Raw genomic sequence first — 23,764 nt, forward strand, 5'->3', positions numbered from 1 at the left:
GGTTTTTGGCGCTTTGTCAGAACGCCGTGCTGCCGCGCCTCAGCGCCGCTGGCAGTGCGGGCAGAAGAAGGTGGAACGCTGGCCCTGCACGATGCGTCGGATGGGCGTGCCGCAGACGTGGCAGGGCAGCCCTTCGCGGCCGTAGACCTGCGCCTGCAGCTGGAACTCGCCGGCCATGCCGTGCGCATCGCGGAAGTCGCGCAGCGTGGAGCCGCCAAGTGCCAACGCGCGGGCCAGGGTCTCGCGCACCGCCACGGCCAGGCGCTCGGCGCGTGGGCGGCTCACGGTGTCGCTACGCGTGCGCGGGTCGATGCCGGCGTGGAAGAGCGCCTCGCAGGCGTAGATGTTGCCGGCACCGACGACGATGTCGCCCGCCAGCAGCGCGAGCTTCACCGCGACGCGGCGGCGCTTGAGCGCAGCATGCAGGTAGGCGCCGTTGAAGACCGCATCGAAGGGCTCGACGCCGAGGGTCGAGAGCAGCTGCCCGGCCATGCCGCTGTCGAGCCCGGGCGACCAGACGACCGCGCCGAAGCGGCGCGGGTCGGTGAGGCGCAGCACGCCGCGCGTGGTCGATAGATCGAAGTGATCGTGCCTGCCGGGGGGCGGCGCGCCGTCCTGGAACGCGAGCGAGCCCGACATGCCCAGGTGCATCAAGAGCCCACCGCCAGTGAGGGGTAGCCAGAGGTACTTGCCGCGGCGGGTGGCGTCGCCCACGGTCTGGCCGACGAGCGCGGCGGGCTCGCAACCGAGCGGCCAGCGCAAGGGCTTGCCCAGGCGGACCGCCGTCACGCGCGCACCCGCAATGCGGTGGGCAAAACTCTGGCGGGTGACCTCGACCTCGGGAAGTTCTGGCATCCGGGAATTATCACGAGCGGAACGAATCGGAACAGGCGACGAATCGATGCGACACCTAGAATCTTTCGAGCCCAAGGAGCCCTGCATGCCGTCTTCTTCCCTGTTCCCTCGCGCGGGTCTGGCCCTGGCTTGCGCGCTCGTGCTGATGCATGGCGCCCACGCCCAGAACGCCCCGGCGACGAAGGAGCCCGCCGAGCCGGTGCGCAACTCCGCACTCGACGGCCCGTTGTTCTACCAATTGCTGCGCGGTGAACTGGAGCTGCGCTCCGGCCAGGTGGTGGAAGGCCACCAGGCCTTGATCGATGCCGCACGGCGCACGCGCGACGAGGCGCTGTTCCGCCGTGCCACCGAAGCGGCGCTGCAGCAGCGCGCGATCGAACTGGCGCTGCAGTCGACCCAGGTCTGGCGCGCCACGCTGCCCGATTCGCTCGAAGCCGCGCGCTACCAGCTGCAGCTGCTCATCGTCATGAACCGGCCCAACGAGACCGTGGAGCCGCTGCGCACGCTGCTGCGACTCACGCCCGCGGCCGAGCGCTCTGCCGCCATCACGGCGCTGCCGCGGGTGTTCGAGCGCAGCGGCGACAAGGCCCAGACCGCCAAGCGGCTGGAGCAGATCCTCCAGCCCTCGCTCGGCAGCGCCGACACCCGCGTGGCAGCGCAGGTGGCGATTGCGCGGGCCTGGCTGGCTGCGGGTGACAGCGCCCGTGCGAACGAACTCGCCAAGGCCGCGCACGCGCAAGACCCGGCCGCCGAATTGCCGGCGCTGCTGGCGCTGGAGTTGATGGCCACCACACCTGCGGCCGAGAGCCTCGTGCAGTCGCACTTGCAGGCCAAACCGTCGAGCCAGGCCATCCGCATGGTGTATGCCCGCGTGCTGAGCGCCGCACAGCGCTATGCCGATGCGGTGCCGCAGCTCGAAGCCGTCACCCGCGCCGACAACGCGCAGCTCAACGCCTGGCTCACGCTGGGCGCCCTGCAGCTGGAGCTGAAGCATCCGCGCGAAGGCACGGCCGCGCTGCAGCAGTACGTGCAGCGCGCACAGAGCGCGCCGCCGCCGGTGGCCGCGGCCGCGTCTGCCCCGCAGGACGACGATGACGACAACCCCGCCACCGCCACCGACCGCGGCCTGACGCAGGCCTACCTGCTGCTCTCGCAAGCGGCCGAACAGCAGCGCGACTACGCGGGCGCAGAAGCATGGCTGGCGAAGGTCACCGATGCCCAGCGGGCGCTCGAGGTGCAATCGCGCCGGGCCTCGCTGCTGGCCAAGCAGGGCAAGGTGGCAGCAGCACGCGAGCTGATCCGCAACGTTCCCGAAAAAGGCCCCGACGACCAGCGCGCCAAGCTGCTGGCCGAGGCGCAGGTGCTGCGCGAGGTGAAGCAGTGGGAAGAGGCAAACCGCGTGCTCGCCACGGCGAACCAGAAATTCCCGGACGACCCCGACCTGCTGTACGAGCAGTCGATGATGGTCGAGAAGCTCAACCGCATGGACGAGATGGAGCGTCTGCTGCGCAAGGTGATCGCGCTCAAGCCCGACCATCACCACGCCTACAACGCGCTCGGCTATTCGCTGGCCGAACGCAACCTGCGCCTGCCCGAAGCACGCGAGCTCATCAAGAAGGCGCTCGACCTCGCCCCCGGCGAACCCTTCATCACCGACAGCCTCGGCTGGGTGGAATACCGCCTGGGCAACCGCGACGAAGCGCTGCGCCTGCTGCAGCAGGCCTACAAGTCGCGGCCCGACGTCGAGATCGGCGCCCACCTCGGCGAGGTGCTGTGGATGAGCGGCCAGCGCGACGAGGCCCGGCGCGTGCTGCGCGAGTCGCACAACCGCGACCAGGGCAACGAAGTGCTCAAGGAAACGCTGGCGCGCCTGCGGGTCGACCTGTGAGGCAACCCGCTGTTGCGTGGCTGCTCGCGGCCGGCCTGCTCGGCGGCTGCGCGACCGTCGGCCAGAAAGCGCCGCCCGACAGTGCCACGCTCTCGGGCAAGCTCTCGGTCCGTGTCGATGCCACCGCCACCAAGCCCTCGCGCAGCGAGAGTGGCAACTTCGAACTCAAAGGCACGCCCGAAGCGGGCCAGCTCAACCTGTCGACGCCGCTCGGCACCGTGATGGCCCAGGCGCGCTGGGCCGGCAACCGGGCCTGGCTCGCGACCTCGCAAGGCGAGACGGCCTACCCCGACCTCGACACCCTCACGCAAGAGATGCTCGGCGAAAGCCTGCCGGTGGCCGCGCTGTTCGACTGGCTGCGCGGCCGGCCCTGGCCCGGCACCGCGAGCCGCCCTGTCGAGGGCGGTTTCGAGCAGCTCGGCTGGACCATCGACCTCGCCCGCTTCGGCGAAGGCTGGGTCGCCGCCCGTCGCGCGCAAGCGCCTGCCGTGCTCGTGCGCGCCAAGGTCGACCCCTCCTGACCATGCCATGCCCCTTACCGCCCTGTACGACGTGGCCGCGCCGGCCAAGATCAACCTCTTCCTGCACGTCACCGGCCGCCGGGCCGACGGCTACCACCTGCTTCAGTCGGTCTTCGTGCTGATCGACTGGGCCGACACGCTGCACTTCGAGCGCCGCACCGATGCCCAGATCACCCGGCGCGACCTCACGGCAGCCCTGCCGGCCGAAGACCTTTGCCTCAAGGCCGCCCGCGCGCTGCAAGCCGCCTCGGGCACGCCCCTCGGCGCCGACATTTCGATCGACAAGCAAGTGCCCTGGGGCGCCGGCATGGGCGGCGGCAGCTCCGACGCCGCCAGCACGCTGCTCGCGCTCAACCGGCTGTGGGGCCTCGATTGGCCGCTGTCTCGTCTGCTGGACATCGGCCTGAAACTCGGCGCCGACGTGCCGTTTTTCCTGGGCGGCGACAACGCCTGGGTCGAAGGCATCGGCGAACGGCTCACCCCGCTGGCCCTGCCCCAGCAGTGGCTGGCCGTGGTCAAACCGGCCGCCAGCATCGAAACCCGCGCGATTTTCACGAGCCCCCTGTTGGCCCGGAATACCGAAGCTGCTATAGTCGCGGGCTTCCTTGCAAAGGCCGGCATCGATGCCCTGCTGGAAGGCTTCGGTCACAACGACTTGCAGCCGCCCGCCGAGCACCATTGCCCCGAAGTGGCGCAAGCCGCTTCCCTGCTCAAGTCCCAATTCGGCAACAGCCGCATGACGGGCTCCGGCAGCGCGGTGTTTGCGAGGGCAGGCAAAGACGCCACACCCATGGCGACGCTTCCGGCGGATCTTTCGCCGGGCTGGGTGGGGCGGATGTGCCGAAGTCTGGAGCAGCATCCCTTGAAGGGCTGGGCTTCGGGCTGACAAAGTTGAAGGTGGGCTGCGCAAGCAGCCAGCCGGTGTAGGGGAGTCGCCAAGTTGGTTAAGGCATCGGATTTTGATTCCGACATGCGAGGGTTCGAGTCCTTCCTCCCCTGCCAAATTTTCTGTGTTTGATTCCCGGTGCCGCGGGCAGGTCAGCAGACCACACCAGGCGGCACGCCGGGGCTGATGTGCAAGGGCGCCGTTCACAATGGCGACGACCCAATGAGCCTCGACGGAGGGAACGTGCTTTTCAACACCGTGTTGTTCACCGGGAATGCGAATCCGGCGCTTGCGCAGGAAATCGCCGGCAACCTCGGCATCGAACTCGGCAAGGCCCGCGTCGGCCGCTTCTCCGACGGCGAAGTCGACGTCGAGATCCAGCAGAACGTCCGCGCACGCGACATCTTCATCGTCCAACCCACCTGCGCGCCGACGAATGAAAACCTGATGGAGCTGTGCATCATGGTCGACGCGCTCAAGCGCGCTTCGGCCCGGCGCGTGACGGCGGTGATCCCCTACTTCGGCTACGCCCGCCAAGACCGCCGCCCGCGCTCCACCCGCGTGCCCATCAGCGCCAAGGTCGTGGCCAACATGCTCGAGGCCGTGGGCGTCGAGCGCCTGTTGACGATGGACCTGCACGCCGACCAGATCCAGGGTTTCTTCAACATCCCCGTCGACAACATCTACGCCTCGCCGGTGCTGCTGTCTGACGTGCAGAACAAGCGCTACCGCGACCTCGTGGTCGTGTCGCCCGACGTGGGCGGCGTGGTGCGCGCCCGTGCATTGGCCAAGCAGCTCGGCTGCGAGCTGGCGATCATCGACAAGCGCCGCCCGAAGGCCAACGTGTCGGAAGTGATGCACGTGATCGGCGAGATCGAAGGCCGCAACTGCGTGATCATGGACGACATGATCGACACCGCCGGCACGCTCGTGAAGGCGGCCGATGTGCTCAAGGAACGCGGCGCGAAGAACGTCTACGCCTACTGCACGCACGCCGTGTTCTCCGGGCCCGCCATCGAGCGCATCAAGGCCTCGCAGCTCGACGAGGTCGTGATCACCAACACCATTCCGCTCAGCGCCGACGGGAAGAAGTGCGACAAAGTGCGCCAGCTGTCGGTGGCCTTCCTGTTCGCCGAGACGATCCGCCGCATCTCTGACGGCGAGTCGGTCACTTCGCTCTTTGCCGAGCAGAACAATAACTTTTAAGAACGAGAGCGGGTTCCTGGCGGAACCCTTCTTAGCCGCGGGCTTCGTCCCGTCTACCCCGAGGAGCCTGGTCGCGGGCCCTCATCCATCATTGGAGTCACTATGAAATTCGTCGCTTTCGAGCGCACCAAGCAGGGGACCGGAGCGAGCCGCCGCCTGCGCAACGCCGACAAGGTGCCCGGCATCGTTTACGGGGCCGGCACGCCCACGATGATCGAACTCGATCACAACGCCCTCTTCCATGCGCTGAAGAAGGAAGCCTTCCACTCGACCATCCTCGAGATGGAACTCGCCGGCAAGACCTCGCAAGTGCTGCTGCGCGACTACCAGCTGCACCCCTTCCGCCAGATCGTGCTGCACGTCGACTTCCAGCGTGTCGACGCCACCACCAAGATCACCAAGAAGATCCCGCTGCACTTCGTGAACGAGGAAAACTCGCCGGCCGTGAAGACCGACAAGTGCCTGGTCAACCACGTCGTGACCGAACTGCGCATCCAGTGCCTGGCCTCGGCCCTGCCTGAGTACATCACCATCGACCTGGGCGAGCTGACCAAGGGCCAGTCGCTGCACGTGAGCGACCTGAAGCTGCCCGCCGGCATCACCGTCGTGACGCAAGGCAAGCCGAACCCCGTGATCGTGTCGACCTCGGTCGTGGCTGAGGAAGAAGAGGCGGCACCGGTCGTGGCCGTCGCCGCTGCTCCGGCTCCGAAGGCGAAGAAGAGCGAGAAGCAGAACAAGAAGTGATGCCTTCCCTGAAGGCATGAACAAGCCCCGCCATGCGGGGCTTTTTTTCGCCCCTCCTTTTGGACGACAGCCTCATGCGGGATCGCGTCCTCTGGCCCGCTCTGGATAATCCGCCTGATCATGATTCGACTGCTGGTAGGCCTGGGCAACCCGGGCACGGAATACGAAGCCACGAACCACAACGCCGGGTTCTGGTGGATCGACGCGGTGGCGCGCGAGCTGAAGGCTTCGCTGCAGCCCGACCGCAGCTACTTCGGCCTCGTCGCGCGCGTGAACCGGCCCGGCGACCAAGGCCCGCTGTGGCTGCTGGAGCCTCAGACCTACATGAACCTGTCGGGCAAATCGGTCGCGGCGCTGGCCCGCTTCTTCAAGATCACGCCCGACGAGATCCTGGTGGCGCACGACGAGCTCGACCTGCAGCCCGGCCAGATGAAGTTCAAGCGGGGCGGCGGCCACGCCGGCCACAACGGGCTGCGCGACATCCACGCGCAACTGGGCTCCTCCGACTACTGGCGGCTGCGCCTGGGCATCGGCCACCCGGGCGTGAAGGCCGAGGTGGTGGACTACGTGCTGCGCAAGCCCAAGCCCGAAGCACGCGACGCCATCCACGACTGCATCGCCAAGACGCTACCGGCACTCGACCTGATCCTGGCCGGCGAGATGGAACGCGCCACGATGAAGATCAACGCCAAGCCGCCAAGGCCCAAGCCGCCGCGCCCTGAAGGCTTGCCACCTGCCACGTCCAAACCGTGAGAACCCTTCTGCTGTTCCTCGCCGCGTTCATCGGCAGCGCTGTCCAGGCACAGACGGTCTACCGCTGCGGGCCGGACGGCAGGAGCTACTCGCAGACACCTTGTGCGCTGGGTCGCACCGTCGAGGTGAACGACGAACGCAGCGCACAGCAACGCCGGGACGCGATCGAGGTGGCCGAGCGTGACCGGGCGCTCGCCGATTCGCTTCAACAGGACCGCCTCGCGCGCGAATCTCAGCCCCGCGCCAGCGCCGGCCTGATCGACGGCCGCATCGGCCGTGCCCGCGTGGCGCAGGCCGAGCCGGTGAAGAAGAACATGAAGACGAAGAAGCGGTCGCCCAAGACGCCGCAGCACGCCGACCGCTACAAGGCGGTCTCAGCGCCTCGCTCTTAGGACGTGCTGGCCGCCTGCAGCCGGCGGTACTTGTCCCACAGCGACTCCTTCGACTCGATGTGCGCCGGGTCCACCGGAATGCAAGCCACCGGGCACACCTGCACGCACTGCGGCTCGTCGAAGTGGCCTACGCACTCGGTGCAACGCTTGGGGTCGATCTGGTAGATCACCGGGCCCATCGAGATGGCCTGGTTCGGGCACTCGGGCTCGCACACGTCGCAGTTGATGCAATCGTCGGTGATGAGGAGCGCCATGGCGGGTACTGCTTTGGAACGGTCGGAACTCAGGCCTTGGCACTGACACGCGCTTTGAGCCGCTTGAGCACCGAGGGTGACACGAACTTGGAGACATCACCCTTCAAGGTGGCAATCTCGCGCACGAAGGTGCCCGACACGAACTGGAACTGATCGCTCGGCGTCAGGAACACGGTTTCGACCTTGGGCATCAGGTGCCGGTTCATGCCGGCCATCTGGAACTCGTATTCGAAGTCGCTCACCGCACGCAGGCCGCGCACTACGACCTTGCCACCGTGGTGGGTGACGAAGTCGCTCAAGAGGCCATCGAAGGCGATCACCTCGACGTTTGGGTACTTCGCCGCCAATTCGGTGGCGATCTCCAGGCGCTCGTCGAGCGAGAACATCGTCTTCTTGTGGTGGCCGGCCGCCACTGCGAGGATCAGCCGCTCGAAGAGCGTGCTCGCCCGGTGCATCAGGTCTTCGTGGCCCAGGGTCATCGGGTCGAAGGTCCCGGGGTAGACGGCGGTGAGGCGGGTGGCAGACGTCAAGGCGCTTCCTTCCGTGGCGTGCGTTTTCGCGAGGGTCCGGGCAGTTTAGCCGGGCACCCCGCGTTGTATCAGGTGGTAATGCACGGCGCCGGCCTTGCCGTAGCGGTGCAGGCGCAAGCCGGGGCCGAGCGACGCGTCATCGAAGGCACGATCGGCCTCGAGGTAGATGAAGCCATCGGGCACCACCACGCGGGCAGCCGCTTTCAGGGCCGGCTCGAAGACGTTCGCGTCGAAGGGCGGGTCGATGAAGACGAGCTCGAAGCTGTCGGGCGCGCAGCGGGCCATCCAGGCCAACGCGTCGGCGGCTTCGATGCGCACCGTCTCGGCCTTCAGCCGCTGCTGCACGGCGCGCAGCCCCTGCGCCAGGCGGGCATCGCGCTCGACCAGCACCACCGCATCGGCACCACGCGAGGCCGCCTCGAAGCCGAGGGCGCCGCTGCCGGCATAGGCGTCGAGGCAGCGCCAGCCTTCGAGGTCCTGGCCCAGCCAGTTGAAGAGTGTTTCGCGAACCCGGTCGGGCGTGGGGCGCAGTCCCGGCGCATCGGCGACCGGCAGCTTGGTCCGCTTCCACTGCCCGCCAATGATCCGCACCTCGTGAGGTGCGGATGACGACACCCCCCGCACGGCACGCCGTGCGGGGCCCTCCGAGAGGGCCGGGCCTTGCTTGGGGCGGCCCGGCGCAGCGGCTCGTGGCCTCGCCGGCTTCACAGGCGAACGGGAATCCCGCGCTGCGCCATCAGCGCCTTCGCCTCGCCGACCGTGTGGTGGCCGTAGTGGAAGATGCTCGCGGCCAGCACCGCATCGGCGTGGCCCTGCTGGATGCCTTCCACCAGGTGCTCGAGGTTGCCGACACCGCCCGAGGCGATCACCGGCACCTCGACCGCATCGCTCACCGCGCGGGTCAGCGGCAGGTTGAAGCCGATCTTGGTGCCGTCGCGGTCCATGCTCGTGAGCAGGATCTCGCCAGCCCCATGCTCGACCATCTTCTTCGCCCACTCGACGGCGTCGAGGCCGGTGTTCTTTCGCCCGCCGTGGGTATAGACGTCCCAGCCGGAGCCATCTTCACGGCCCTTGGCGTCGATGGCGACCACGATGCACTGCGCACCGTACTTGTCGGACGCATCCCGGATCACCTGCGGGTTGGCCACCGCAGCGGAGTTGAAGCTCACCTTGTCGGCCCCGGCGTTGAGCAGGCGCCGCACGTCGTCGACGGTGCGCACGCCTCCGCCGACCGTGAGCGGAATGAAGACCTGGGAGGCCACCGCCTCGATCATGTGCAGGATCAGGTCGCGGTCGTCGCTGGTGGCGGTGATGTCGAGGAAGGTGAGTTCGTCGGCGCCCTGCTCGTTGTAGCGGGCGGCGATCTCGACCGGGTCACCGGCATCTCGCAGCTCGACGAAATTGACGCCCTTGACGACCCGCCCGCCGGTGACGTCGAGGCAGGGGATGATGCGTTTGGCCAGCATCAGGCTTCGCCGTTCAACTCGTCGGCGCGCTTCTGGGCCGCGGCGAAATCGAGTGCACCGGTATAGATGGCACGGCCGCAGATCACGCCTTCGACGCCTTCGCCTTCCACGGCACAGAGCTTCTCGATGTCGGCGATGTTCGACAGGCCACCGGAGGCAATGACGGGAATCGACAAGGCCTGCGCCAGCTTCACCGTCGCATCGATGTTGATGCCCGAGAGCATGCCGTCGCGACCGATGTCGGTGTAGATCACGCCTTCGACGCCGTAGTCCTCGAACTTCTTCGCGAGGTCGATCACTTCGTGGCCGGTGAGCTTGCTCCAGCCGTCGGTGGCGACCTTGCCGTCTTTCGCGTCGAGGCCCACGATGATGTGGCCGCCAAAGGCGCTGCAGGCGTCCTTCAGGAAGCCGGGGCTCTTGACCGCGGCGGTGCCGATGATGATGAAGCTCAGGCCATCGTCGAGGTAGCGCTCGATGGTGTCGAGGTCACGGATGCCACCGCCCAACTGCACCGGAATCTCATCGCCGACCTCGGCCAGGATGGCCTTGATCGCCGGCTCGTTGACCGGCTTGCCGGCAAACGCCCCGTTGAGGTCGACGAGATGAAGCCGCCGCGCACCGGCGTCGACCCACCGCCGCGCCATCGCAGCCGGGTCTTCGCCGAAGGTGGTGGACTCGGCCATGTCGCCCTGTTTCAGGCGCACACATTGGCCATCTTTCAGGTCAATCGCAGGTATCAGCAACATGGCCGAAGGCAGTGGTGGTGGAGGAAGGGGAGGAGGGGTGCCCGAGGGGTGTATCGCAGATGACGCTTCAGCAGCGGATCAGGGGTTCCAGTGAAGGAAGTTGCGGTACAGCGCGAGACCGTGCTCTGCGCTTTTCTCAGGGTGGAACTGGGTGGCGAAAATATTATCGCGTGCCACGGCGCTGGTAAAGCGCAGCCCGTAGTCGGTTTCGCCAACGCTGTGGCGCGGGTCCGACGGGCGGGCGTAGTAGCTGTGCAGGAAGTAGAAGTACGCCCGGTCGGGCACGCCGGCCCACATCGGGTGCGGCTGGGCCTGGATGACCTCGTTCCAGCCCATCTGCGGCACCTTGTAGCGGCTGCCATCGGGCTGGAGTTCGCCCTTGAGCTGGAAGCGGAGCACCTCGCCGGCGATCAGGCCGAGCCCGTCGCAGGGTCCCTCTTCACTGCGGTCGAGCAGCATCTGCATGCCCACGCACACGCCCATGAGCGGCTTGCCGGCGGCAGCTTCCATCACCGCTTCGGTGAGGCCGGCGTCGTGCAGGCCGCGCATGCAATCGTGGATGGCGCCCTGGCCCGGCAGGACGACGCGCTCGGCCGCACGCACATCCTCGGCACGGGCGCTCACCAGCACGTCGAAACCGGTGTCGCGTGCGACGTGGATCACCGCCTGCGACACCGAGCGCAGGTTGCCGCTGCCGTGGTCGACCACGACGACTGTTCTGGCCATGACTAGAGGCTGCCTTTGGTGGACGGGATAACGCCTGCGGCGCGTGGATCGATTTCCAAGGCCATCCGCAAAGCCCGTGCGAACGCCTTGAAGATGGTCTCGCACTGGTGATGGGCGTTGTCGCCCTCCAGGTTGTCGATGTGCAGCGTCACGCCGGCGTGGTTGGAAAAGCCCTGGAAGAACTCGTAGGCGAGCTGGGTGTCGAAAGCGCCGATCATGCCGCTCTTGAAGTTCACGCGCATGTGCAAGCCCGGGCGGCCCGAGAAGTCGACGACGACGCGCGACAGCGCTTCGTCGAGCGGCACGTAGGCGTGGCCGTAGCGGCGCAGGCCCTTCTTGTCGCCCACCGCCTTGGCGACCGCCTGGCCCAGCGTGATGCCCACGTCTTCCACCGTGTGGTGGCCGTCGATGTGCAGGTCGCCCTTGCAGTCGATGTCGAGGTCGATCAGCCCGTGGCGGGCGATCTGGTCGAGCATGTGGTCGAAGAAGCCGATGCCGGTGGCGAGCTTGGCCTGCCCCGTTCCGTCGAGGTTGAGGGCGACCCGGATCTGGGTCTCGTTGGTGTTGCGGGTGACGTCCGCAGTGCGCATGGTCATGACAGGCTGGCCTTCATCGCGTCGATCATCTGGTCATTCTCTTCCGGCGTGCCCACGGTCAGGCGCAGGCAGTTGTCCAGCAGAGGGTGCATCTTGGAGACGTTCTTCACCAGCACCTTGCGTGCCTTCAGCGCGGAGAAGAGCGCGGCGGCATCGGGCACGCGGGTGAGGATCATGTTGGCCTCGCTCGGGTAGGGCGTGACGCCGGGCATGGCCGACAGCGCAGCGATCAACCGTGAGCGCTCGCTGCGCAGGATCTTCGCCTGCCGGTCGAACTCGTCGCCATGCTCCAGCGCGAAAAGCGCCGCCTCGGCGTTGAGCACACTCACGTTGTAGGGCGGGCGCACCTTGTCCACCTGGTCGATCAGCAACTGGGGCCCGAGCATGTAACCGAGGCGGATGCCGGCGAGGCCGAACTTGCTGAGCGTGCGCATCACGAGCACGTGCTCGTGTTTCGCCACGCGGTCGATGTAGCTGCGCGAGGCGAAGGGCTGGTAGGCCTCGTCGATCACCACCAGGCCCGGCGCGGCCTCGACGATGCGCTCCACGATGGCATCGTCGAAGAGGTTGGCCGTCGGGTTGTTGGGGTAGGCGATGTAGACGATGGCCGGCTGGTGCTCGGCCATCGCGGCCAGCATCGCGGCTTCGTCCAGCTCGAAATCGGCCCGCAGCGGCACGCCCACGAAGCGCAGGCCCTGCAGCTTGGCCGACATCTCGTACATCACGAAGCCCGGCAGCGGCGCGAGGATGCTCGCGCCCGGCACGTCGCAGGCCATCGCCAGCAGGCTGATCAGCTCGTCGGAGCCGTTGCCGAGCATGAGGCCGAAGCCCTCGGGCAGGCCCACGTGCTGCGCCAGGGCCGCACGCAGGTCATCGATGCGTGGCCCCGGGTAGCGGTTGATCGCCACCTCGGCCAAGCGCTCGCCCAACTGCGCGCGCAAGGCCGGCGGCAGGCGGAACGGGTTCTCCATCGCGTCGAGCTTGACCATGCCCGCGCTGGGCTGGATGGCGTAGCCGTGCATGGACTGGACGTCCTGCCGGATGAAGCGCGCGATGACGGATTCGAGCTTGGATGGCATGGGTTTGTCAGGAGGCGGCTTGAATTCAGCGCCCATTACATAAGATGTTGCCCGTCTCGTCTGACGGAGCCTCTGGTGGCCACCATCCCGACCCACGTGCATCTGCAACCCGCGCAACGCGAGTTTCTCGAGAAACAAGCCAAGCTGCGCGGCACCAACGTGTCTGCGGAAATGCGCGCGTCGGTTGATCTGTACCGCGCCGGCGTCGACTCGATGGCCGAACTGGAATTGCTGGACTTCGCCACACGCAAGGCGAAGGACGACATTGATGCCACCCTGGCCACGCTCGATGCCGGCCAACGCCGTGCAACCGCTTTTTTCGCACAGATCGAAGCGCTCAAGGCAGGAACCCCCACATGAGCCTGGTTGCCGAAATGCTCGACCGGCTGTCCGGCGTGTCCGCATTGCGCGAGAAGGTCGCCCAGCAAGACAAGGTGCTCGAAGGCATGCAGCGCATCCTGCTCGACCAGCAGCGTGAGCTGGCCGAGGTGAAGGGGACCTTGCGCGCGTTGGTCACGATGCAGCAGGCTTTGCCCAGGAAGTAGTCAGCGCTTGAGACCGCTGTTGAGTCTCATCTCGGCGGCTTGCGCGTGGGCCTGCAGTCCTTCGCCGTAGGCGAGCTCAGCGGCGATCACACCCAGTTTCTGCGCCCCGGCTTCGCTCACCTCGATGAGGCTGCTGCGCTTCTGGAAGTCGTACACACCCAGCGGCGACGAGAAGCGGGCGGTGCCCGAGGTCGGCAGCACGTGGTTCGGCCCGGCGCAGTAGTCGCCAAGGCTTTCGCTGGTGAAGGCTCCCAGGAAGATCGCACCCGCGTGCTTGAGCAGTGGCTCCCATTGGCCGGGCTCACGCGAGCTCACCTCCAGGTGCTCGGGCGCGATGCGGTTGCTGATGGCGCAGGCTTCTTCCATCGAGCGGGTCTGGATCAGCGCACCCCGGCCTTCGAGCGAGGCACGGATCACGTCGCGCCGCGGCATGCCCGGCAACAGGCGTTCGATCTCGGCTTTCACCTTGGCGATGTAGCCCGCATCGGGGCACAGCAGGATGCTCTGCGCCAGCTCGTCGTGCTCGGCCTGGCTGAAGAGGTCCATCGCCACCCAGTCGGGCGGCGTCGTGCCGTCGGCCAACACCAGGATCTCGCTCGGGCCGGCGATCATGTCGATGCCGACCTTGCCGAAGACGCGGCGCTTGGCACTCGCGACGTAGGCGTTGCCAGGGCCTGTGATCTTGTCGACGGCGGGCACGGTCGCCGTGCCGTAGGCCAAGGCACCGACAGCCTGCGCACCCCCGAGGGTGAAAGCACGGTCCACACCGGCGATCGCCGCCGCGGCCAGCACCATCGCATTGCGCTCGCCCTTCGGTGTGGGCACGACCATCACGATCTCGCCCACACCGGCCACCTTGGCCGGCACGGCGTTCATCAGCACGCTCGACGGATACGCCGCCTTGCCACCCGGCACGTAGATGCCCACGCGGTCGAGCGGCGTCACCTTCTGGCCCAGCAGCGTGCCGTCGGCATCGCGGTAGCTCCACGAGCGGCCGCAGGCCTCGAGCTGGCGCTGGTGGTAATCGCGCACCCGCGCGGCGGCGGCTTCGAGTGCATCGCGCTGCTTCGGCGTGATCGCCGACACCGCCGCCTGCAATTCATCGCGCGTGATCTCCAGCGCAGCCACCGACGGCGCCGCGAGCCCATCGAAACGCTGCGTGTATTCCAGCACCGCCGCGTCGCCGCGCTTTTGCACGTCGTCGAGGATCGCCGCCACCCGCTCCTCGATCGCATGGTCGGTCTCGGCCGACCAGTGCAGCACGCGCTGGAATTCGGCTTCGAAGTCGGCGGCGGTCGTGGCGAGCTGGCGGACGTTGACGCTCATGATGTGGTCTTACGCAGGAATGGCCGACGCAATCGCGTCGATGATCTGGCGGATGGGCTCGCGCTTGGTCTTGAGCGCGGCCTGGTTCACCACCAGGCGAGCGGAGATCTTCATGATCTCTTCCACCTCGACGAGGTGGTTGGCCTTGAGCGTGCTGCCGGTCGACACGAGGTCGACGATGGCGTCGGCTAGGCCGGTGAGCGGCGCGAGCTCCATCGAGCCGTAGAGCTTGATCACGTCGACGTGCACACCCTTGTCGGCGAAGAAGTCGCGGGCGCAGCTGGTGTACTTGGTCGCCACGCGCAGGCGCGAGCCCTGCTTCACGGCGGCGGCGTAGTCGAAGTCGTCGCGCGTGGCCACGCTCATGCGGCACTTGGCGATCTTCAGGTCAAGCGGCTGGTAGAGGCCCTGGCCACCGTGCTCCAGCAGCACGTCCTTGCCGGCCACGCCAATGTCGGCACCGCCGTACTGCACGTAGGTGGGCACGTCGGTCGCCCGCACCAGCACCACGCGCACATCGGGCTTGGTCGTGCCGATGATGAGCTTGCGGGATTTCTCCGGGTCTTCGAGCACCTCGATGCCGGCCGCTTTCAGCAGCGGCAGGGTTTCTTCAAAGATCCGTCCCTTGGAGAGCGCCAGAGTAATCATTTGATTCTTTGGATGTCCGCGCCGATGCCGCGCAGCTTGGTTTCCATCTGGTCGTAACCACGGTCCAGGTGGTAGATGCGGTCGACCGTCGTTTCGCCCTCGGCCACGAGGCCAGCGATCACGAGGCTCGCGGAGGCACGCAGGTCGGTCGCCATGACGATGGCGCCCGAGAGTTGCGGCACTCCGTGCACGATGGCCGTGTGGCCATCGACTTCGATCTTCGCGCCCAGGCGCACGAGTTCGTTCACGTGCATGTAGCGGTTCTCGAAGATGGTCTCGGTGATCTTGGCCGTGCCCTCGGCGATGCAGTCGAGCGCCATGAACTGCGCCTGCATGTCGGTCGGGAAGGCCGGGTACTCGCTGGTGCGAAAACCCACGGCGCGCAGGCGCTTGTCGTTCTTCACACGAATCCAGTCGGCGCCCGACTCGATGGTGGCGCCGGCCTCGCGCAGCTTGTCGATCACGGCGTCGAGGTGGTCGGCGCGGGCACGGCGCAGCGTGACATCACCCCCGGCAGCCGCCACGGCGCAGAGAAAGGTGCCGGCCTCGATGCGGTCGGGCACGATGCGGTGGGCCACACCGCCCAGGCGCTCCACGCCCTGGATGCGGATCTTGCTGGTGCCGTGGCCTTCGATCTTGGCGCCCATCTTGATGAGCATCTCGGCGAGATCCGGAATCTCGGGCTCCTGCGCCGCGTTCTCCAGCACCGTCTCGCCCTCGGCGAGCACGGCGGCCATCATCAGGTTTTCGGTGCCGGTGACGGTGACCATGTCGGTCGTGATGCGCGCACCCTTCAGACGCTTCGTCTTCGCATGGATGTAGCCGTGCTCGACGGTGATCTCGGCGCCCATCGCCTGCATGCCCTTGATGTGCTGGTCGACCGGGCGCGAGCCGATGGCGCAGCCGCCCGGCAGCGACACCTTCGCTTCGCCGAAGCGCGCGAGCAGCGGGCCCAGCACGAGGATCGACGCGCGCATCGTCTTGACCAGGTCGTAGGTCGCTTCGCGCGAGGTGACGTTCGAGGCGTTGATCGCCACGGTGTCGGGCTGCGACTCGCTGCGCTCGGCCTGCACGCCCATCATGCGCAAGAGCTTGAGCGTGGTGTTCACGTCCTGCAGGCGCGGCACGTTGGTCAGCGTCACCGGCTCGGCGGTGAGGAGCGTTGCGCAGAGCTCGGGCAGCGCGGCGTTTTTCGCGCCCGAGATCACCACCTCGCCCTGGAGGGGCCGGCCGCCTTTGATGAGGAGTTTGTCCATGTGGGGCTTTCAGCCGCCATGCCCACCCGGCTCACGAACCCGCTGGCGCAGGCCCGCCAGCCGCAGTGAACACTGCGGCAGGTTTCAATGGTGGTGGGTGGAAGCCGACGAGGCGTTGGAAGCCCACTCGGCCGGGGTCAGCGTCTTCATGGACAGCGCGTGGATTTGCTCGCGCATTCTATCGCCCAGGGCCTGGTAGACCCGCTGGTGGCGCATCACGCGGCTCTTGCCCTCGAATTCGGCCGACACGATGGTGGCGAAGAAATGGCGCCCGTCGCCCTCCACCTGCAGATGGTCGCAGGCGAGGCCTTGCGCGATGTAGCGCTCGACGTCGGCGGGGGTAGGGTCGGCCATAGGGGCTGGATTATCGCCGGGTCAGGAGCGGATCTTGTAGCCGATGCGCAGAAGGTGCAGGCAGAAGGCGCAAACCACCACCAGCGTCGTCCCCACAATGCCCAGGCTCAGCCAGGGCGACACGTCGCTCGTGCCGAAGAACCCGTGCCGGAAACCGTCGACCATGTAGAAAAACGGGTTCAGGTGGCTCACCCCTTGCCAGAAGGCGGGCAGCGACTTGATCGAATAGAACACGCCCGAGAGCATGGTCATGGGCATGACGATGAAGTTCTGGAAGGCGGCGATCTGGTCGAACTTCTCGGCCCACAGGCCTGCCACGAGCCCGAGCGCGCCCATCATCGCGGCGCCACAGAGCGTGAAGACGACGATCCACAGCGGGTTGGCGATCGGCGGCGGGGCGAACCACACGGTCACCAGCAGCACGCCCAGCCCTACCACCACGCCGCGGATGATGGACGCGCCCACGTAGGCCACGAACCACGCCCAATGGCTAAGCGGCGTGACCAGCAGGAACACGAGGTTGCCGGTGATCTTGCTCTGGATGAGCGAGGAGCTGCTGTTGGCGAACGCGTTCTGCAGCACGCTCATCATGACGAGGCCGGGGATCAGGAAGCTCGTGTAGCCCACCTCGCCGAACACCTGCACGCGCCCTTCGAGCACGTGGCCGAAGATGAGCAGGTACAGAACGGCGGTGAGCACGGGTGCCGCCACCGTCTGGAAGCTCACCTTGTAGAAGCGCAGCATCTCTTTGTAGAGCAGCGTGCGGGCGCCTTCGAGCACGATGTTCATACCGCCACCTTCACCTGGTCGACCGAGCGTGGCGCGCCCTGCATGATTTCGAGGAACACGTCTTCGAGGTCGGCGCGGCCGATCTCCAGGTCTTCGGGCTGGCAGCCGTTCGCTCGCAGAATCTGCAGCACCCGCTCGACCTCGGCCGTGTCGTGTGCGGTCACCTGCACGATGCGGCCGGTCACGCGCGCGTGGGACGCGAGCTCGGCCGGCAGCGCCTGGTCCATCTTGAAACGCATCATCGTGCTGGCGGTGCCCGCGAGCAGCGCCGACGTGCGGTCGAGTGCCACCACGCGGCCGAGCTTCAGCATCGCGATGCGGCCACACAGCGCCTCGGCTTCTTCGAGGTAGTGGGTGGTGAGCAGCACAGTGTGCCCGGCCTTGTTGAGCTTGGCGACGAAGTGCCACAGCGTCTGGCGCAATTCCACATCCACGCCCGCGGTGGGCTCGTCGAGCACGATCACCGGCGGCCGGTGCACCAGGGCCTGCGCGACCAGCACGCGCCGCTTCATGCCGCCCGAGAGCTGGCGCATGTTGGCGTCGGCCTTGTCGGCCAGGCCCAGGCCCTGCAGCAGCTCGTCGATCCAGGCGCCGTTGTTCTTGACGCCGAAGTAGCCGCTCTGGATGCGCAGCGTCTCGCGCACGCTGAAGAAGGGGTCGAACACCAGCTCCTGCGGCACGATGCCGAGCGCCTTGCGCGCGGCGGCGAAGTCGTTCACCACGTCGTGGCCCAGCACCGAGACGCTGCCGCCACTGGCCCGCGTGAGCCCGGCGAGGATGCTGATGAGGGTGGTCTTGCCCGCACCGTTCGGCCCGAGCAGGCCGAAGAACTCGCCCGGTTCGATGTTGAAGCTCACGCCATCGAGGGCCTTGAGCTCCCGCCCGGCGGTGCGGTAGACCTTGCTGACGTTCTGGAACGAGACGGCGGAAGAGGCAGTGGACATGAGGGCGCGGATTGTAGGCAGCCCGCTCTTTTCTCGCTGGCGGCGGCCCACTCGCGCCCCGCGCGGTGCTAGATTCCCCGGCACACCGCAAAGAGGCTTTCCCGAGACATGGCCCCACCCCCGAAGAAACCGCGGCGCACCGCCGAGCGCATCCTCGAAGTGACGCTGGAGCTGTTCAACCGCTTCGGCGAGCCCAACGTCTCCACCACGCTCATCTCGGCCGAGCTGAACATCAGCCCCGGTAACCTCTACTACCACTACCCCGCCAAAGACGAGCTGATCAACGCGCTCTTCGGCCGCTACGAAGAAGCGCTCACGCAGCTGCTGCACGCCGCCGACGACGTGCGCAACGTGGAAGACGCCTGGCTCTTCTTCCACATGCTCTTCGAGTTGATCTGGCGCTACCGCTTTCTCTACCGCGACCTCAACGATCTCCTGAGCAAGAACCGCAAGCTGGAAACGCATTTCCAGGCGGTGCTCAAGAACAAGACCCACGCCGTGAAGGCCGTGCTCGACGGCCTCTCGCGCGGCAACGCCATCAAGCTCGACAGCCGCGCCGCCGACCCCACCGCCACCGCGATGGTGGTCGTGCTCACCTACTGGCTCTCTTACGAGTACGTGCGTGACCCGCGCCACGCGCTCGAACCCGACAGCGCCGGCCCCGCGCTCCTGCGCGGCGCCTTCCACGTGCTCAGCCTCTTGATGCCTTACCTCGAACCCGGCCAGCGCGAGCACCTGCTCGGCCTGGTGGGCCCTTATCAAAAGCCCTGACAGGAGACGCCTCATGGCCAAGTGGACCGCCTTCCCCTACGACGCTGCCGAGTACACCTACGACGCCGCCACGCTGAAGAAGAAGTGGGCCCGCCTGCACGCGGGCGACGCCGAGCCGCTGCCGAAGGACGACAAGGTGCTCGCCGCCTGGGCGCTCTACCACGCGGGCGAGTTCCAGAAGGCCGTCGAGGCCGGGCTCAAGGCGGGCGGCGCCGGCATCACCGTCGCCAACAAGGCGCAGTGCATCTACGCCAACTACCTGGAGAAGAGCGAAAAGAACAAGCTCGCGCTCTTCCTCGAAGCGGCCGAGCGCGCCGAAGCGCAGATGGCCGAAGACCCGAAGAACGCCAACGCCTTCTACCTCGCCGCCTACGCCATCGGCCGCTACAGCCAGGGCATCAGCGTCGCCAAGGCGCTCACGCAAGGCCTGGGCGCCAAGGTCAAGAACGCGCTCGAAACCGCGATCAAGCTGCAACCCAAGCATGCCGACGCCCACATCGCGCTTGGCACCTTCCACGCCGAGGTGATCGACAAGGTGGGCTCGCTGCTCGCGCGCACCCAGGGCGCGAGCAAGGACGCCGGCCTCAGCGCCTTCAAGACCGCGCTCAAGCTCAACCCGGCCTCGGCCATCGCCCGCGTGGAATACGCCAACGGCCTCGTGATGCTCGACGGCGACAAGAAGATGAAGGAAGCCGAGAAGCTCTACGCCGAGGCCGCCGAATGCGAGCCGCTCGATGCGATGGAACGTCTCGACGTCGAGATGGCCAAGGCAGAACTCGAAGACTAGTCATGTCGGCCGCTCGTCCGGCGAGTACGCCGGGCGATCCCCCGAGGGAATAAGCGGGCCGGCTTGGAAGCGGCCCGGCGCTCGGCCCGCTCCCGCGTCCCATGACCTGCCCGCCCCCTGAGGCCGGCGGGTTTTCTTTTGCTCACTTGCAAATAAGAACCATTCGCATTTAAAGTTCGAGCCTCGCATCCGCCAGCCCCGCGCCAGCCGTGCTCTTCACGACACCGACTGACCGGAGCCCCCGATGTGCCAGACCCCCGACCCGGGCCTCGACGCCCTGGTGCTGCAGGCCGCTGCCGCCACCGGCGCCACCGTGCTGTCCTTGCCCGCGGGCGCCGCCAAGACCGGCTCGCGCCGTCGCCGCCTGTGGGAGCTCGACGCCCACGCGCACTGCCCCGTCATCGGCGTGTGCCTGCCGCTGCCGGCGCTGCGCCGCATCGTCGGCAAGGTGCTCTCAGGCGTTGCCCTCGCCGACGACTACGAGCTGCATTGCGGCGTGATCGCCGAATGCCGCCGCCGCACGCCGATGGCCGAAGCGGTGCAACGCGAGCTCGACCGCCGCTGCCTGCTCGCGCTGCGCCAGGCCGCGCTTGCCAAGACCACCGAAGGCCTCGCCGCCTGGTGGCAGGCCGCCTCGGCCGGGCAAGACCTGGCCGGCGCCTTCTGGGCCACGCTCACCCACCCGCGCTGCACGCCCGAACTCGAACACCGCGTGCTCGGCGACGTGCACATGCTCCAGCACCAGGTCGGCGTGGCGCGCCGGGTCGACCTGAAGCATTTCGAAGAAGTGATGCACGAGAACGGCGTGCTCGGCCGGGAACTCGCCGCCGCGCAGCAACGCAACACGCGCCAGGCCGACGAGCACCGCCAGCGCCATGACGCGCAGCAGTCGCAGATCGTGCAGCTGCGCGCGCAGCTCATCGGCCGCGACACGCTGATCGCCTCGCTGCGCCACGACCTGCAGACGCTCGAAGACGCCGTGCCCGGCCTCAAGACTCGGCAGGCGCTGGTGCAGGACAACGAGCGCCTGCTGCGCCGCCTGCACGACACCGAGCGCTCGCTGATGCAGGCCCAGCACGAGCTCGAGCGCGCCCGTGCCCGCGCCGATGAACTCACGCTCGCGCTGCAACGCCTGCCGCAGGCCGAAACGCCGGCCACACCCGCCGCGTGGCCCGACCCGACCGCGCTCGCCGACCGCGCCGTGCTGTGCGTCGGCGGCCGCCCCGCGAGCGTGCCCGTCTATCGCCACCTGGTCGAGCGCACCGGCGGCCGCTTCCTGCACCACGACGGCGGCGAAGAAGACAACCCCGCCCAGCTCGACGCCACGCTCGCCGCCGCCGACCTCGTGATCTGCCAGACCGGCTGCATCAGCCACGACGCGTACTGGCGCGTGAAGGACCACTGCAAGCGCACCGGCAAACGCTGCGTCTTCGTCGAGACGCCGAGCACGGCCGGCCTCAAGCGTGCGCTGCGCTCGCTGGTGCCGGTGGTCGAGTCGCCACCCGCCTGATGGCCTGACCCATTTTTTGTCCACTGAAGAAAAGCCTCTCCATGAACACCAAGAACCACCCGGGGGATTCCCACCGGCTGGCCGCCATCGCCCTGGGTGCGATGGCGGCCCTTTCGTCACTGGCCGCGCACGCGCAACCAGCCGAACAAGCGCCCGCGCCGGCCCCCGCTACCAGCGCACCGGAGGTCATCACCCTGCCCACCGTGCGCGTGAAAGCCACCGCCGAGCAGGAAAACCCGACCGGCCCGGTGAGCGGCTACAAGGCGCGCCGCGCCACCACCGCCACCAAGACCGACACGCCGCTGAAGGACACGCCGCTGTCCGTCACCGTCCTCACGCGTGACCTCATCGTCGACCAGGGCGCCACCAACGTGCAAGACGCCCTCAACTACGCCGCCGGCGTGCGCCCCGATGCCTACGGCCTCGACTCGCGCACCGACTCCATCCGCGTGCGCGGCGGCTACCCCGACGAATACCTCGACGGCCTGCGCAAGAACTTCGACTGGTACACCAGCAACGCGCGCACCGAGCCTTTCACGCTCGAGCGCATCGAGCTGCTGCGCGGCCCCGCGGCCATGCTCTACGGGCAAGGCACGGTGGGCGGCGTGGTCAACATGGTCAGCAAACGCCCGCAGGCCGAAGCGCAAGGCGAGATCGGCGTGCAACTCGGCAGCTGGAACCGCAAGCAGGTGCAGGCCGACGTCACGGGCCCGCTCACCGCAAGCGGCGAGTGGCTCTACCGCGTGATCGCCGTCGGCCGCGAGGCTGACACGCAGGTCGACCACGTGCGCGACGACCGCCGCCTCTTCGCGCCCAGCATCACCTGGAAGCCGAGCGCCGCCACCGCCCTCACCCTGCAGGCGCTCTCGCAACGCGACCGCACCGGCTCCACCTCGCAGTTCTTCCCCTGGGCCGGCACCCTCGCGCCGAACCCCAACGGGCCGATTCCGACGAATCGCTTCATCGGCGACCCCGGCTGGGACCGCTACAACACCGACCGCGACTTCCTCGGCTACCTCTTCGAGCACAAGTTCAGCGAGACGCTCGCGCTGCGCCAGAACCTGCGCTACACGAAGACCGACGTCGACTACCGCTCGCTCTACGGCGACTCGTTCAGCACCCCAGGCGGCTGGAATGCCGACCCGATCAACCAGCGCCTGCTCGGCCGCTACGCCTACGGCAACCTCAACCGCACCAAGCTCTTCACCGTCGACCAGAACCTGCTCGCCAAGTTCGACACCGGCTCCGTGCAGCACGAGCTGCTCGCCGGCCTCGACCTCGCCCGCTACCGCAAACGCAGTGCGAGCGCTTTCGAAGACTCGTCGACGGTGCCGCTGATCGACGTCTACAACCCGGTGTACCCGGCCTACACGCCTCCGGCCTTCGGCCCCGAGGCGAAGTCGACCCAGGCGCAGGTCGGCCTCTACCTGCAAGACCAGCTGCGCTTCGCCCGCGACTGGCTCGTCACCCTCGGCCTGCGCCATGACCGCGCGCGCAACCAGACCGAGGGGGCGGCCACCGAGCGCCACCAGGCCACGACCAAGCGCGTGGGCCTGCTGTACTCGGCGCCGATGGGTGTGTCGCCCTACGTGAGCTACAGCGAATCGTTCACACCGCAGGCCAACCGGGGATCGGTGAGCTTCAAGCCCCTCACGGGCAAGCAGTGGGAAGTGGGCGTGAAGGTCGAGCCCACCAATCACCTGAAGCTCAACGTCGTCGCTTTCGATGTGCGCGAAGTCAACCAGATCGAAGAGCCCACGCCTGGCACGTTCAACCAGCTCGGCGAGACGCAAGCGAGCGGCTTCGAACTCGACCTGACCGCCGCCCTGTCGCGCAGCGTCGACCTGATCGGCAGCTACACCTACACCGACCTCGACGTGAAGCTCGAGCAGATGCCACGCCACCAGTCCTCGGTGTGGGGCAAGTGGAAGCTGGCCTCGCTGGGCATGCAGGGCCTCTCGCTGGGCGCTGGTGTTCGCTACCTGTCGGACTACCGCGATGGCGGCGCCCCCACCGTGCCGTCGCTCGCCCTCGTCGACGCCATGATCGCGTGGGAACACACCCACTGGCGGGCCGCGCTCAACGTCAGCAACCTCACCGACAAGGTCTACTGGGCCAGCTGCGGCTCGCGCGGCGACTGCTGGGCCGGTGCACGCCGCAACGTGGTGGGCACCGTGAGCTACCGCTGGTGA

The 23,764-nt window shown here is 67.6% G+C and carries 28 protein-coding genes and 1 tRNA gene; 14 read left to right on the plus strand and 15 right to left on the minus strand.

Annotation, left to right across the window (positions count from 1 at the left end; genetic code table 11):
- Nucleotides 1-39: 39 nt before the first annotated feature.
- Nucleotides 40-855: a bifunctional DNA-formamidopyrimidine glycosylase/DNA-(apurinic or apyrimidinic site) lyase gene (mutM, locus tag KF892_11905; GenBank protein MBX3625711.1), complete on the minus strand. Its 816-nt coding sequence runs from the start codon at nucleotides 853-855 to the stop codon at nucleotides 40-42.
- An 85-nt stretch (nucleotides 856-940) separates the two neighbouring features.
- On the opposite strand from mutM, the gene KF892_11910 reads away from it, so the two are divergent.
- From KF892_11910 to KF892_11945, 8 genes are all read left to right on the plus strand, one after another.
- Entirely contained in the window at nucleotides 941-2,743 is a 1,803-nt protein-coding gene (locus KF892_11910; protein MBX3625712.1) for a tetratricopeptide repeat protein, read from the plus strand.
- A complete protein-coding gene (locus KF892_11915; protein ID MBX3625713.1) occupies nucleotides 2,740-3,264 on the plus strand; it encodes an outer membrane lipoprotein LolB in 525 nt (174 codons plus the stop codon). Before KF892_11910 ends, KF892_11915 begins: the two co-directional genes overlap by 4 nt.
- A 7-nt stretch (nucleotides 3,265-3,271) precedes the next feature.
- Nucleotides 3,272-4,150, plus strand: coding sequence for a 4-(cytidine 5'-diphospho)-2-C-methyl-D-erythritol kinase (gene ispE / locus KF892_11920; GenBank protein ID MBX3625714.1), 879 nt, complete (start codon nucleotides 3,272-3,274; stop codon nucleotides 4,148-4,150).
- A 39-nt stretch (nucleotides 4,151-4,189) separates the two neighbouring features.
- Nucleotides 4,190-4,266 (plus strand) — tRNA-Gln (locus KF892_11925).
- 106 nt (nucleotides 4,267-4,372) lie between these two features.
- Nucleotides 4,373-5,356 carry a ribose-phosphate pyrophosphokinase gene (locus KF892_11930; protein MBX3625715.1) on the plus strand — a complete coding sequence of 328 codons (984 nt, stop codon included), beginning with the start codon at nucleotides 4,373-4,375 and terminating at the stop codon, nucleotides 5,354-5,356.
- A 102-nt stretch (nucleotides 5,357-5,458) separates the two neighbouring features.
- Nucleotides 5,459-6,100 (plus strand): 50S ribosomal protein L25/general stress protein Ctc, encoded by a 642-nt coding sequence (locus KF892_11935; protein MBX3625716.1) that lies wholly within the window; start codon nucleotides 5,459-5,461, stop codon nucleotides 6,098-6,100.
- A 120-nt stretch (nucleotides 6,101-6,220) separates the two neighbouring features.
- On the plus strand, nucleotides 6,221-6,853 hold the full coding sequence (pth, locus tag KF892_11940) for an aminoacyl-tRNA hydrolase (GenBank protein ID MBX3625717.1): 633 nt from the start codon (nucleotides 6,221-6,223) through the stop codon (nucleotides 6,851-6,853).
- Entirely contained in the window at nucleotides 6,850-7,245 is a 396-nt protein-coding gene (locus KF892_11945) for a hypothetical protein (protein ID MBX3625718.1), read from the plus strand. The genes pth and KF892_11945 overlap by 4 nt, the downstream gene beginning before the upstream one ends.
- Here KF892_11945 and KF892_11950 read toward each other — a convergent pair.
- The 8 genes from KF892_11950 to KF892_11985 all read right to left on the minus strand — a co-directional run bounded on the left by KF892_11950 (nucleotide 7,242) and on the right by KF892_11985 (nucleotide 12,642).
- A complete protein-coding gene (locus KF892_11950; protein ID MBX3625719.1) occupies nucleotides 7,242-7,499 on the minus strand; it encodes a YfhL family 4Fe-4S dicluster ferredoxin in 258 nt (85 codons plus the stop codon). The genes KF892_11945 and KF892_11950 overlap by 4 nt on opposite strands.
- A 29-nt stretch (nucleotides 7,500-7,528) precedes the next feature.
- Nucleotides 7,529-8,029, minus strand: a complete 501-nt coding sequence (gene coaD / locus KF892_11955; GenBank protein ID MBX3625720.1) for a pantetheine-phosphate adenylyltransferase — start codon at nucleotides 8,027-8,029, stop codon at nucleotides 7,529-7,531.
- A gap of 45 nt (nucleotides 8,030-8,074) precedes the next feature.
- On the minus strand, nucleotides 8,075-8,653 hold the full coding sequence (gene rsmD, locus KF892_11960; protein MBX3625721.1) for a 16S rRNA (guanine(966)-N(2))-methyltransferase RsmD: 579 nt from the start codon (nucleotides 8,651-8,653) through the stop codon (nucleotides 8,075-8,077).
- Between the two features lie 80 nt (nucleotides 8,654-8,733).
- Nucleotides 8,734-9,495, minus strand: a complete 762-nt coding sequence (gene hisF, locus KF892_11965) for an imidazole glycerol phosphate synthase subunit HisF (protein MBX3625722.1) — start codon at nucleotides 9,493-9,495, stop codon at nucleotides 8,734-8,736.
- Entirely contained in the window at nucleotides 9,495-10,241 is a 747-nt protein-coding gene (gene hisA, locus KF892_11970) for a 1-(5-phosphoribosyl)-5-[(5-phosphoribosylamino)methylideneamino]imidazole-4-carboxamide isomerase (protein ID MBX3625723.1), read from the minus strand. Before hisA ends, hisF begins: the two co-directional genes overlap by 1 nt.
- Nucleotides 10,242-10,319: 78 nt before the next feature.
- Nucleotides 10,320-10,967 carry an imidazole glycerol phosphate synthase subunit HisH gene (gene hisH, locus KF892_11975; GenBank protein MBX3625724.1) on the minus strand — a complete coding sequence of 216 codons (648 nt, stop codon included), beginning with the start codon at nucleotides 10,965-10,967 and terminating at the stop codon, nucleotides 10,320-10,322.
- Between the two features lie 2 nt (nucleotides 10,968-10,969).
- The gene (gene hisB / locus KF892_11980; protein MBX3625725.1) at nucleotides 10,970-11,563 is read right to left on the minus strand and encodes an imidazoleglycerol-phosphate dehydratase HisB; all 594 of its coding nucleotides are present in this window, start codon (nucleotides 11,561-11,563) and stop codon (nucleotides 10,970-10,972) included.
- Nucleotides 11,560-12,642 (minus strand): histidinol-phosphate transaminase, encoded by a 1,083-nt coding sequence (locus tag KF892_11985; GenBank protein ID MBX3625726.1) that lies wholly within the window; start codon nucleotides 12,640-12,642, stop codon nucleotides 11,560-11,562. The genes hisB and KF892_11985 overlap by 4 nt, the downstream gene beginning before the upstream one ends.
- 75 nt (nucleotides 12,643-12,717) lie before the next feature.
- Here KF892_11985 and KF892_11990 point away from each other — a divergent pair, with 75 nt between their 5' ends.
- Nucleotides 12,718-13,002 (plus strand): hypothetical protein, encoded by a 285-nt coding sequence (locus KF892_11990; protein MBX3625727.1) that lies wholly within the window; start codon nucleotides 12,718-12,720, stop codon nucleotides 13,000-13,002.
- Nucleotides 12,999-13,187 carry a hypothetical protein gene (locus KF892_11995; GenBank protein ID MBX3625728.1) on the plus strand — a complete coding sequence of 63 codons (189 nt, stop codon included), beginning with the start codon at nucleotides 12,999-13,001 and terminating at the stop codon, nucleotides 13,185-13,187. The genes KF892_11990 and KF892_11995 overlap by 4 nt, the downstream gene beginning before the upstream one ends.
- Here KF892_11995 and hisD read toward each other — a convergent pair whose 3' ends face one another.
- The 6 genes from hisD to KF892_12025 all read right to left on the minus strand — a co-directional run bounded on the left by hisD (nucleotide 13,188) and on the right by KF892_12025 (nucleotide 18,504).
- On the minus strand, nucleotides 13,188-14,513 hold the full coding sequence (hisD, locus tag KF892_12000) for a histidinol dehydrogenase (protein MBX3625729.1): 1,326 nt from the start codon (nucleotides 14,511-14,513) through the stop codon (nucleotides 13,188-13,190).
- Nucleotides 14,514-14,522: 9 nt separating this feature from the next.
- Nucleotides 14,523-15,161, minus strand: coding sequence for an ATP phosphoribosyltransferase (locus tag KF892_12005; protein ID MBX3625730.1), 639 nt, complete (start codon nucleotides 15,159-15,161; stop codon nucleotides 14,523-14,525).
- A complete protein-coding gene (gene murA, locus KF892_12010; GenBank protein ID MBX3625731.1) occupies nucleotides 15,158-16,417 on the minus strand; it encodes a UDP-N-acetylglucosamine 1-carboxyvinyltransferase in 1,260 nt (419 codons plus the stop codon). The genes KF892_12005 and murA overlap by 4 nt, the downstream gene beginning before the upstream one ends.
- A gap of 84 nt (nucleotides 16,418-16,501) precedes the next feature.
- On the minus strand, nucleotides 16,502-16,771 hold the full coding sequence (locus tag KF892_12015; protein ID MBX3625732.1) for a BolA family transcriptional regulator: 270 nt from the start codon (nucleotides 16,769-16,771) through the stop codon (nucleotides 16,502-16,504).
- A 21-nt stretch (nucleotides 16,772-16,792) separates the two neighbouring features.
- Entirely contained in the window at nucleotides 16,793-17,560 is a 768-nt protein-coding gene (locus tag KF892_12020; GenBank protein MBX3625733.1) for an ABC transporter permease, read from the minus strand.
- Nucleotides 17,557-18,504, minus strand: a complete 948-nt coding sequence (locus KF892_12025; protein ID MBX3625734.1) for an ABC transporter ATP-binding protein — start codon at nucleotides 18,502-18,504, stop codon at nucleotides 17,557-17,559. The genes KF892_12020 and KF892_12025 overlap by 4 nt, the downstream gene beginning before the upstream one ends.
- A 108-nt stretch (nucleotides 18,505-18,612) precedes the next feature.
- On the opposite strand from KF892_12025, the gene KF892_12030 reads away from it, so the two are divergent.
- From KF892_12030 to KF892_12045, 4 genes are all read left to right on the plus strand, one after another.
- Entirely contained in the window at nucleotides 18,613-19,275 is a 663-nt protein-coding gene (locus KF892_12030) for a TetR/AcrR family transcriptional regulator (GenBank protein ID MBX3625735.1), read from the plus strand.
- 13 nt (nucleotides 19,276-19,288) lie between these two features.
- Entirely contained in the window at nucleotides 19,289-20,062 is a 774-nt protein-coding gene (locus KF892_12035; GenBank protein MBX3625736.1) for a hypothetical protein, read from the plus strand.
- Between the two features lie 244 nt (nucleotides 20,063-20,306).
- Nucleotides 20,307-21,572 carry a DUF2325 domain-containing protein gene (locus KF892_12040; GenBank protein MBX3625737.1) on the plus strand — a complete coding sequence of 422 codons (1,266 nt, stop codon included), beginning with the start codon at nucleotides 20,307-20,309 and terminating at the stop codon, nucleotides 21,570-21,572.
- 41 nt (nucleotides 21,573-21,613) lie between these two features.
- Nucleotides 21,614-23,764 (plus strand): TonB-dependent siderophore receptor, encoded by a 2,151-nt coding sequence (locus KF892_12045; GenBank protein MBX3625738.1) that lies wholly within the window; start codon nucleotides 21,614-21,616, stop codon nucleotides 23,762-23,764.

It is taken from the genome of Rhizobacter sp. (genome assembly GCA_019635355.1).
In the GTDB taxonomy this organism is placed as follows: Bacteria; Pseudomonadota; Gammaproteobacteria; order Burkholderiales; family Burkholderiaceae_C; genus Rhizobacter.

What these genes read in the sequence shown, in the direction of transcription:
- mutM (MBX3625711.1), bottom strand. Translation starts at nt 855, where the DNA reads ATGCCAGAACTTCCCGAGGTCGAGGTCACCCGCCAGAGTTTTGCCCAC.
- KF892_11910 (MBX3625712.1), top strand. Translation starts at nt 941, where the DNA reads ATGCCGTCTTCTTCCCTGTTCCCTCGCGCGGGTCTGGCCCTGGCTTGC.
- ispE (MBX3625714.1), top strand. Translation starts at nt 3,272, where the DNA reads ATGCCCCTTACCGCCCTGTACGACGTGGCCGCGCCGGCCAAGATCAAC.
- KF892_11930 (MBX3625715.1), top strand. Translation starts at nt 4,373, where the DNA reads ATGAGCCTCGACGGAGGGAACGTGCTTTTCAACACCGTGTTGTTCACC.
- KF892_11935 (MBX3625716.1), top strand. Translation starts at nt 5,459, where the DNA reads ATGAAATTCGTCGCTTTCGAGCGCACCAAGCAGGGGACCGGAGCGAGC.
- pth (MBX3625717.1), top strand. Translation starts at nt 6,221, where the DNA reads ATGATTCGACTGCTGGTAGGCCTGGGCAACCCGGGCACGGAATACGAA.
- KF892_11950 (MBX3625719.1), bottom strand. Translation starts at nt 7,499, where the DNA reads ATGGCGCTCCTCATCACCGACGATTGCATCAACTGCGACGTGTGCGAG.
- hisF (MBX3625722.1), bottom strand. Translation starts at nt 9,495, where the DNA reads ATGCTGGCCAAACGCATCATCCCCTGCCTCGACGTCACCGGCGGGCGG.
- hisA (MBX3625723.1), bottom strand. Translation starts at nt 10,241, where the DNA reads ATGTTGCTGATACCTGCGATTGACCTGAAAGATGGCCAATGTGTGCGC.
- hisH (MBX3625724.1), bottom strand. Translation starts at nt 10,967, where the DNA reads ATGGCCAGAACAGTCGTCGTGGTCGACCACGGCAGCGGCAACCTGCGC.
- hisB (MBX3625725.1), bottom strand. Translation starts at nt 11,563, where the DNA reads ATGACCATGCGCACTGCGGACGTCACCCGCAACACCAACGAGACCCAG.
- KF892_11985 (MBX3625726.1), bottom strand. Translation starts at nt 12,642, where the DNA reads ATGCCATCCAAGCTCGAATCCGTCATCGCGCGCTTCATCCGGCAGGAC.
- KF892_11995 (MBX3625728.1), top strand. Translation starts at nt 12,999, where the DNA reads ATGAGCCTGGTTGCCGAAATGCTCGACCGGCTGTCCGGCGTGTCCGCA.
- hisD (MBX3625729.1), bottom strand. Translation starts at nt 14,513, where the DNA reads ATGAGCGTCAACGTCCGCCAGCTCGCCACGACCGCCGCCGACTTCGAA.
- KF892_12005 (MBX3625730.1), bottom strand. Translation starts at nt 15,161, where the DNA reads ATGATTACTCTGGCGCTCTCCAAGGGACGGATCTTTGAAGAAACCCTG.
- murA (MBX3625731.1), bottom strand. Translation starts at nt 16,417, where the DNA reads ATGGACAAACTCCTCATCAAAGGCGGCCGGCCCCTCCAGGGCGAGGTG.
- KF892_12015 (MBX3625732.1), bottom strand. Translation starts at nt 16,771, where the DNA reads ATGGCCGACCCTACCCCCGCCGACGTCGAGCGCTACATCGCGCAAGGC.
- KF892_12020 (MBX3625733.1), bottom strand. Translation starts at nt 17,560, where the DNA reads ATGAACATCGTGCTCGAAGGCGCCCGCACGCTGCTCTACAAAGAGATG.
- KF892_12025 (MBX3625734.1), bottom strand. Translation starts at nt 18,504, where the DNA reads ATGTCCACTGCCTCTTCCGCCGTCTCGTTCCAGAACGTCAGCAAGGTC.
- KF892_12030 (MBX3625735.1), top strand. Translation starts at nt 18,613, where the DNA reads ATGGCCCCACCCCCGAAGAAACCGCGGCGCACCGCCGAGCGCATCCTC.
- KF892_12035 (MBX3625736.1), top strand. Translation starts at nt 19,289, where the DNA reads ATGGCCAAGTGGACCGCCTTCCCCTACGACGCTGCCGAGTACACCTAC.
- KF892_12040 (MBX3625737.1), top strand. Translation starts at nt 20,307, where the DNA reads ATGTGCCAGACCCCCGACCCGGGCCTCGACGCCCTGGTGCTGCAGGCC.
- KF892_12045 (MBX3625738.1), top strand. Translation starts at nt 21,614, where the DNA reads ATGAACACCAAGAACCACCCGGGGGATTCCCACCGGCTGGCCGCCATC.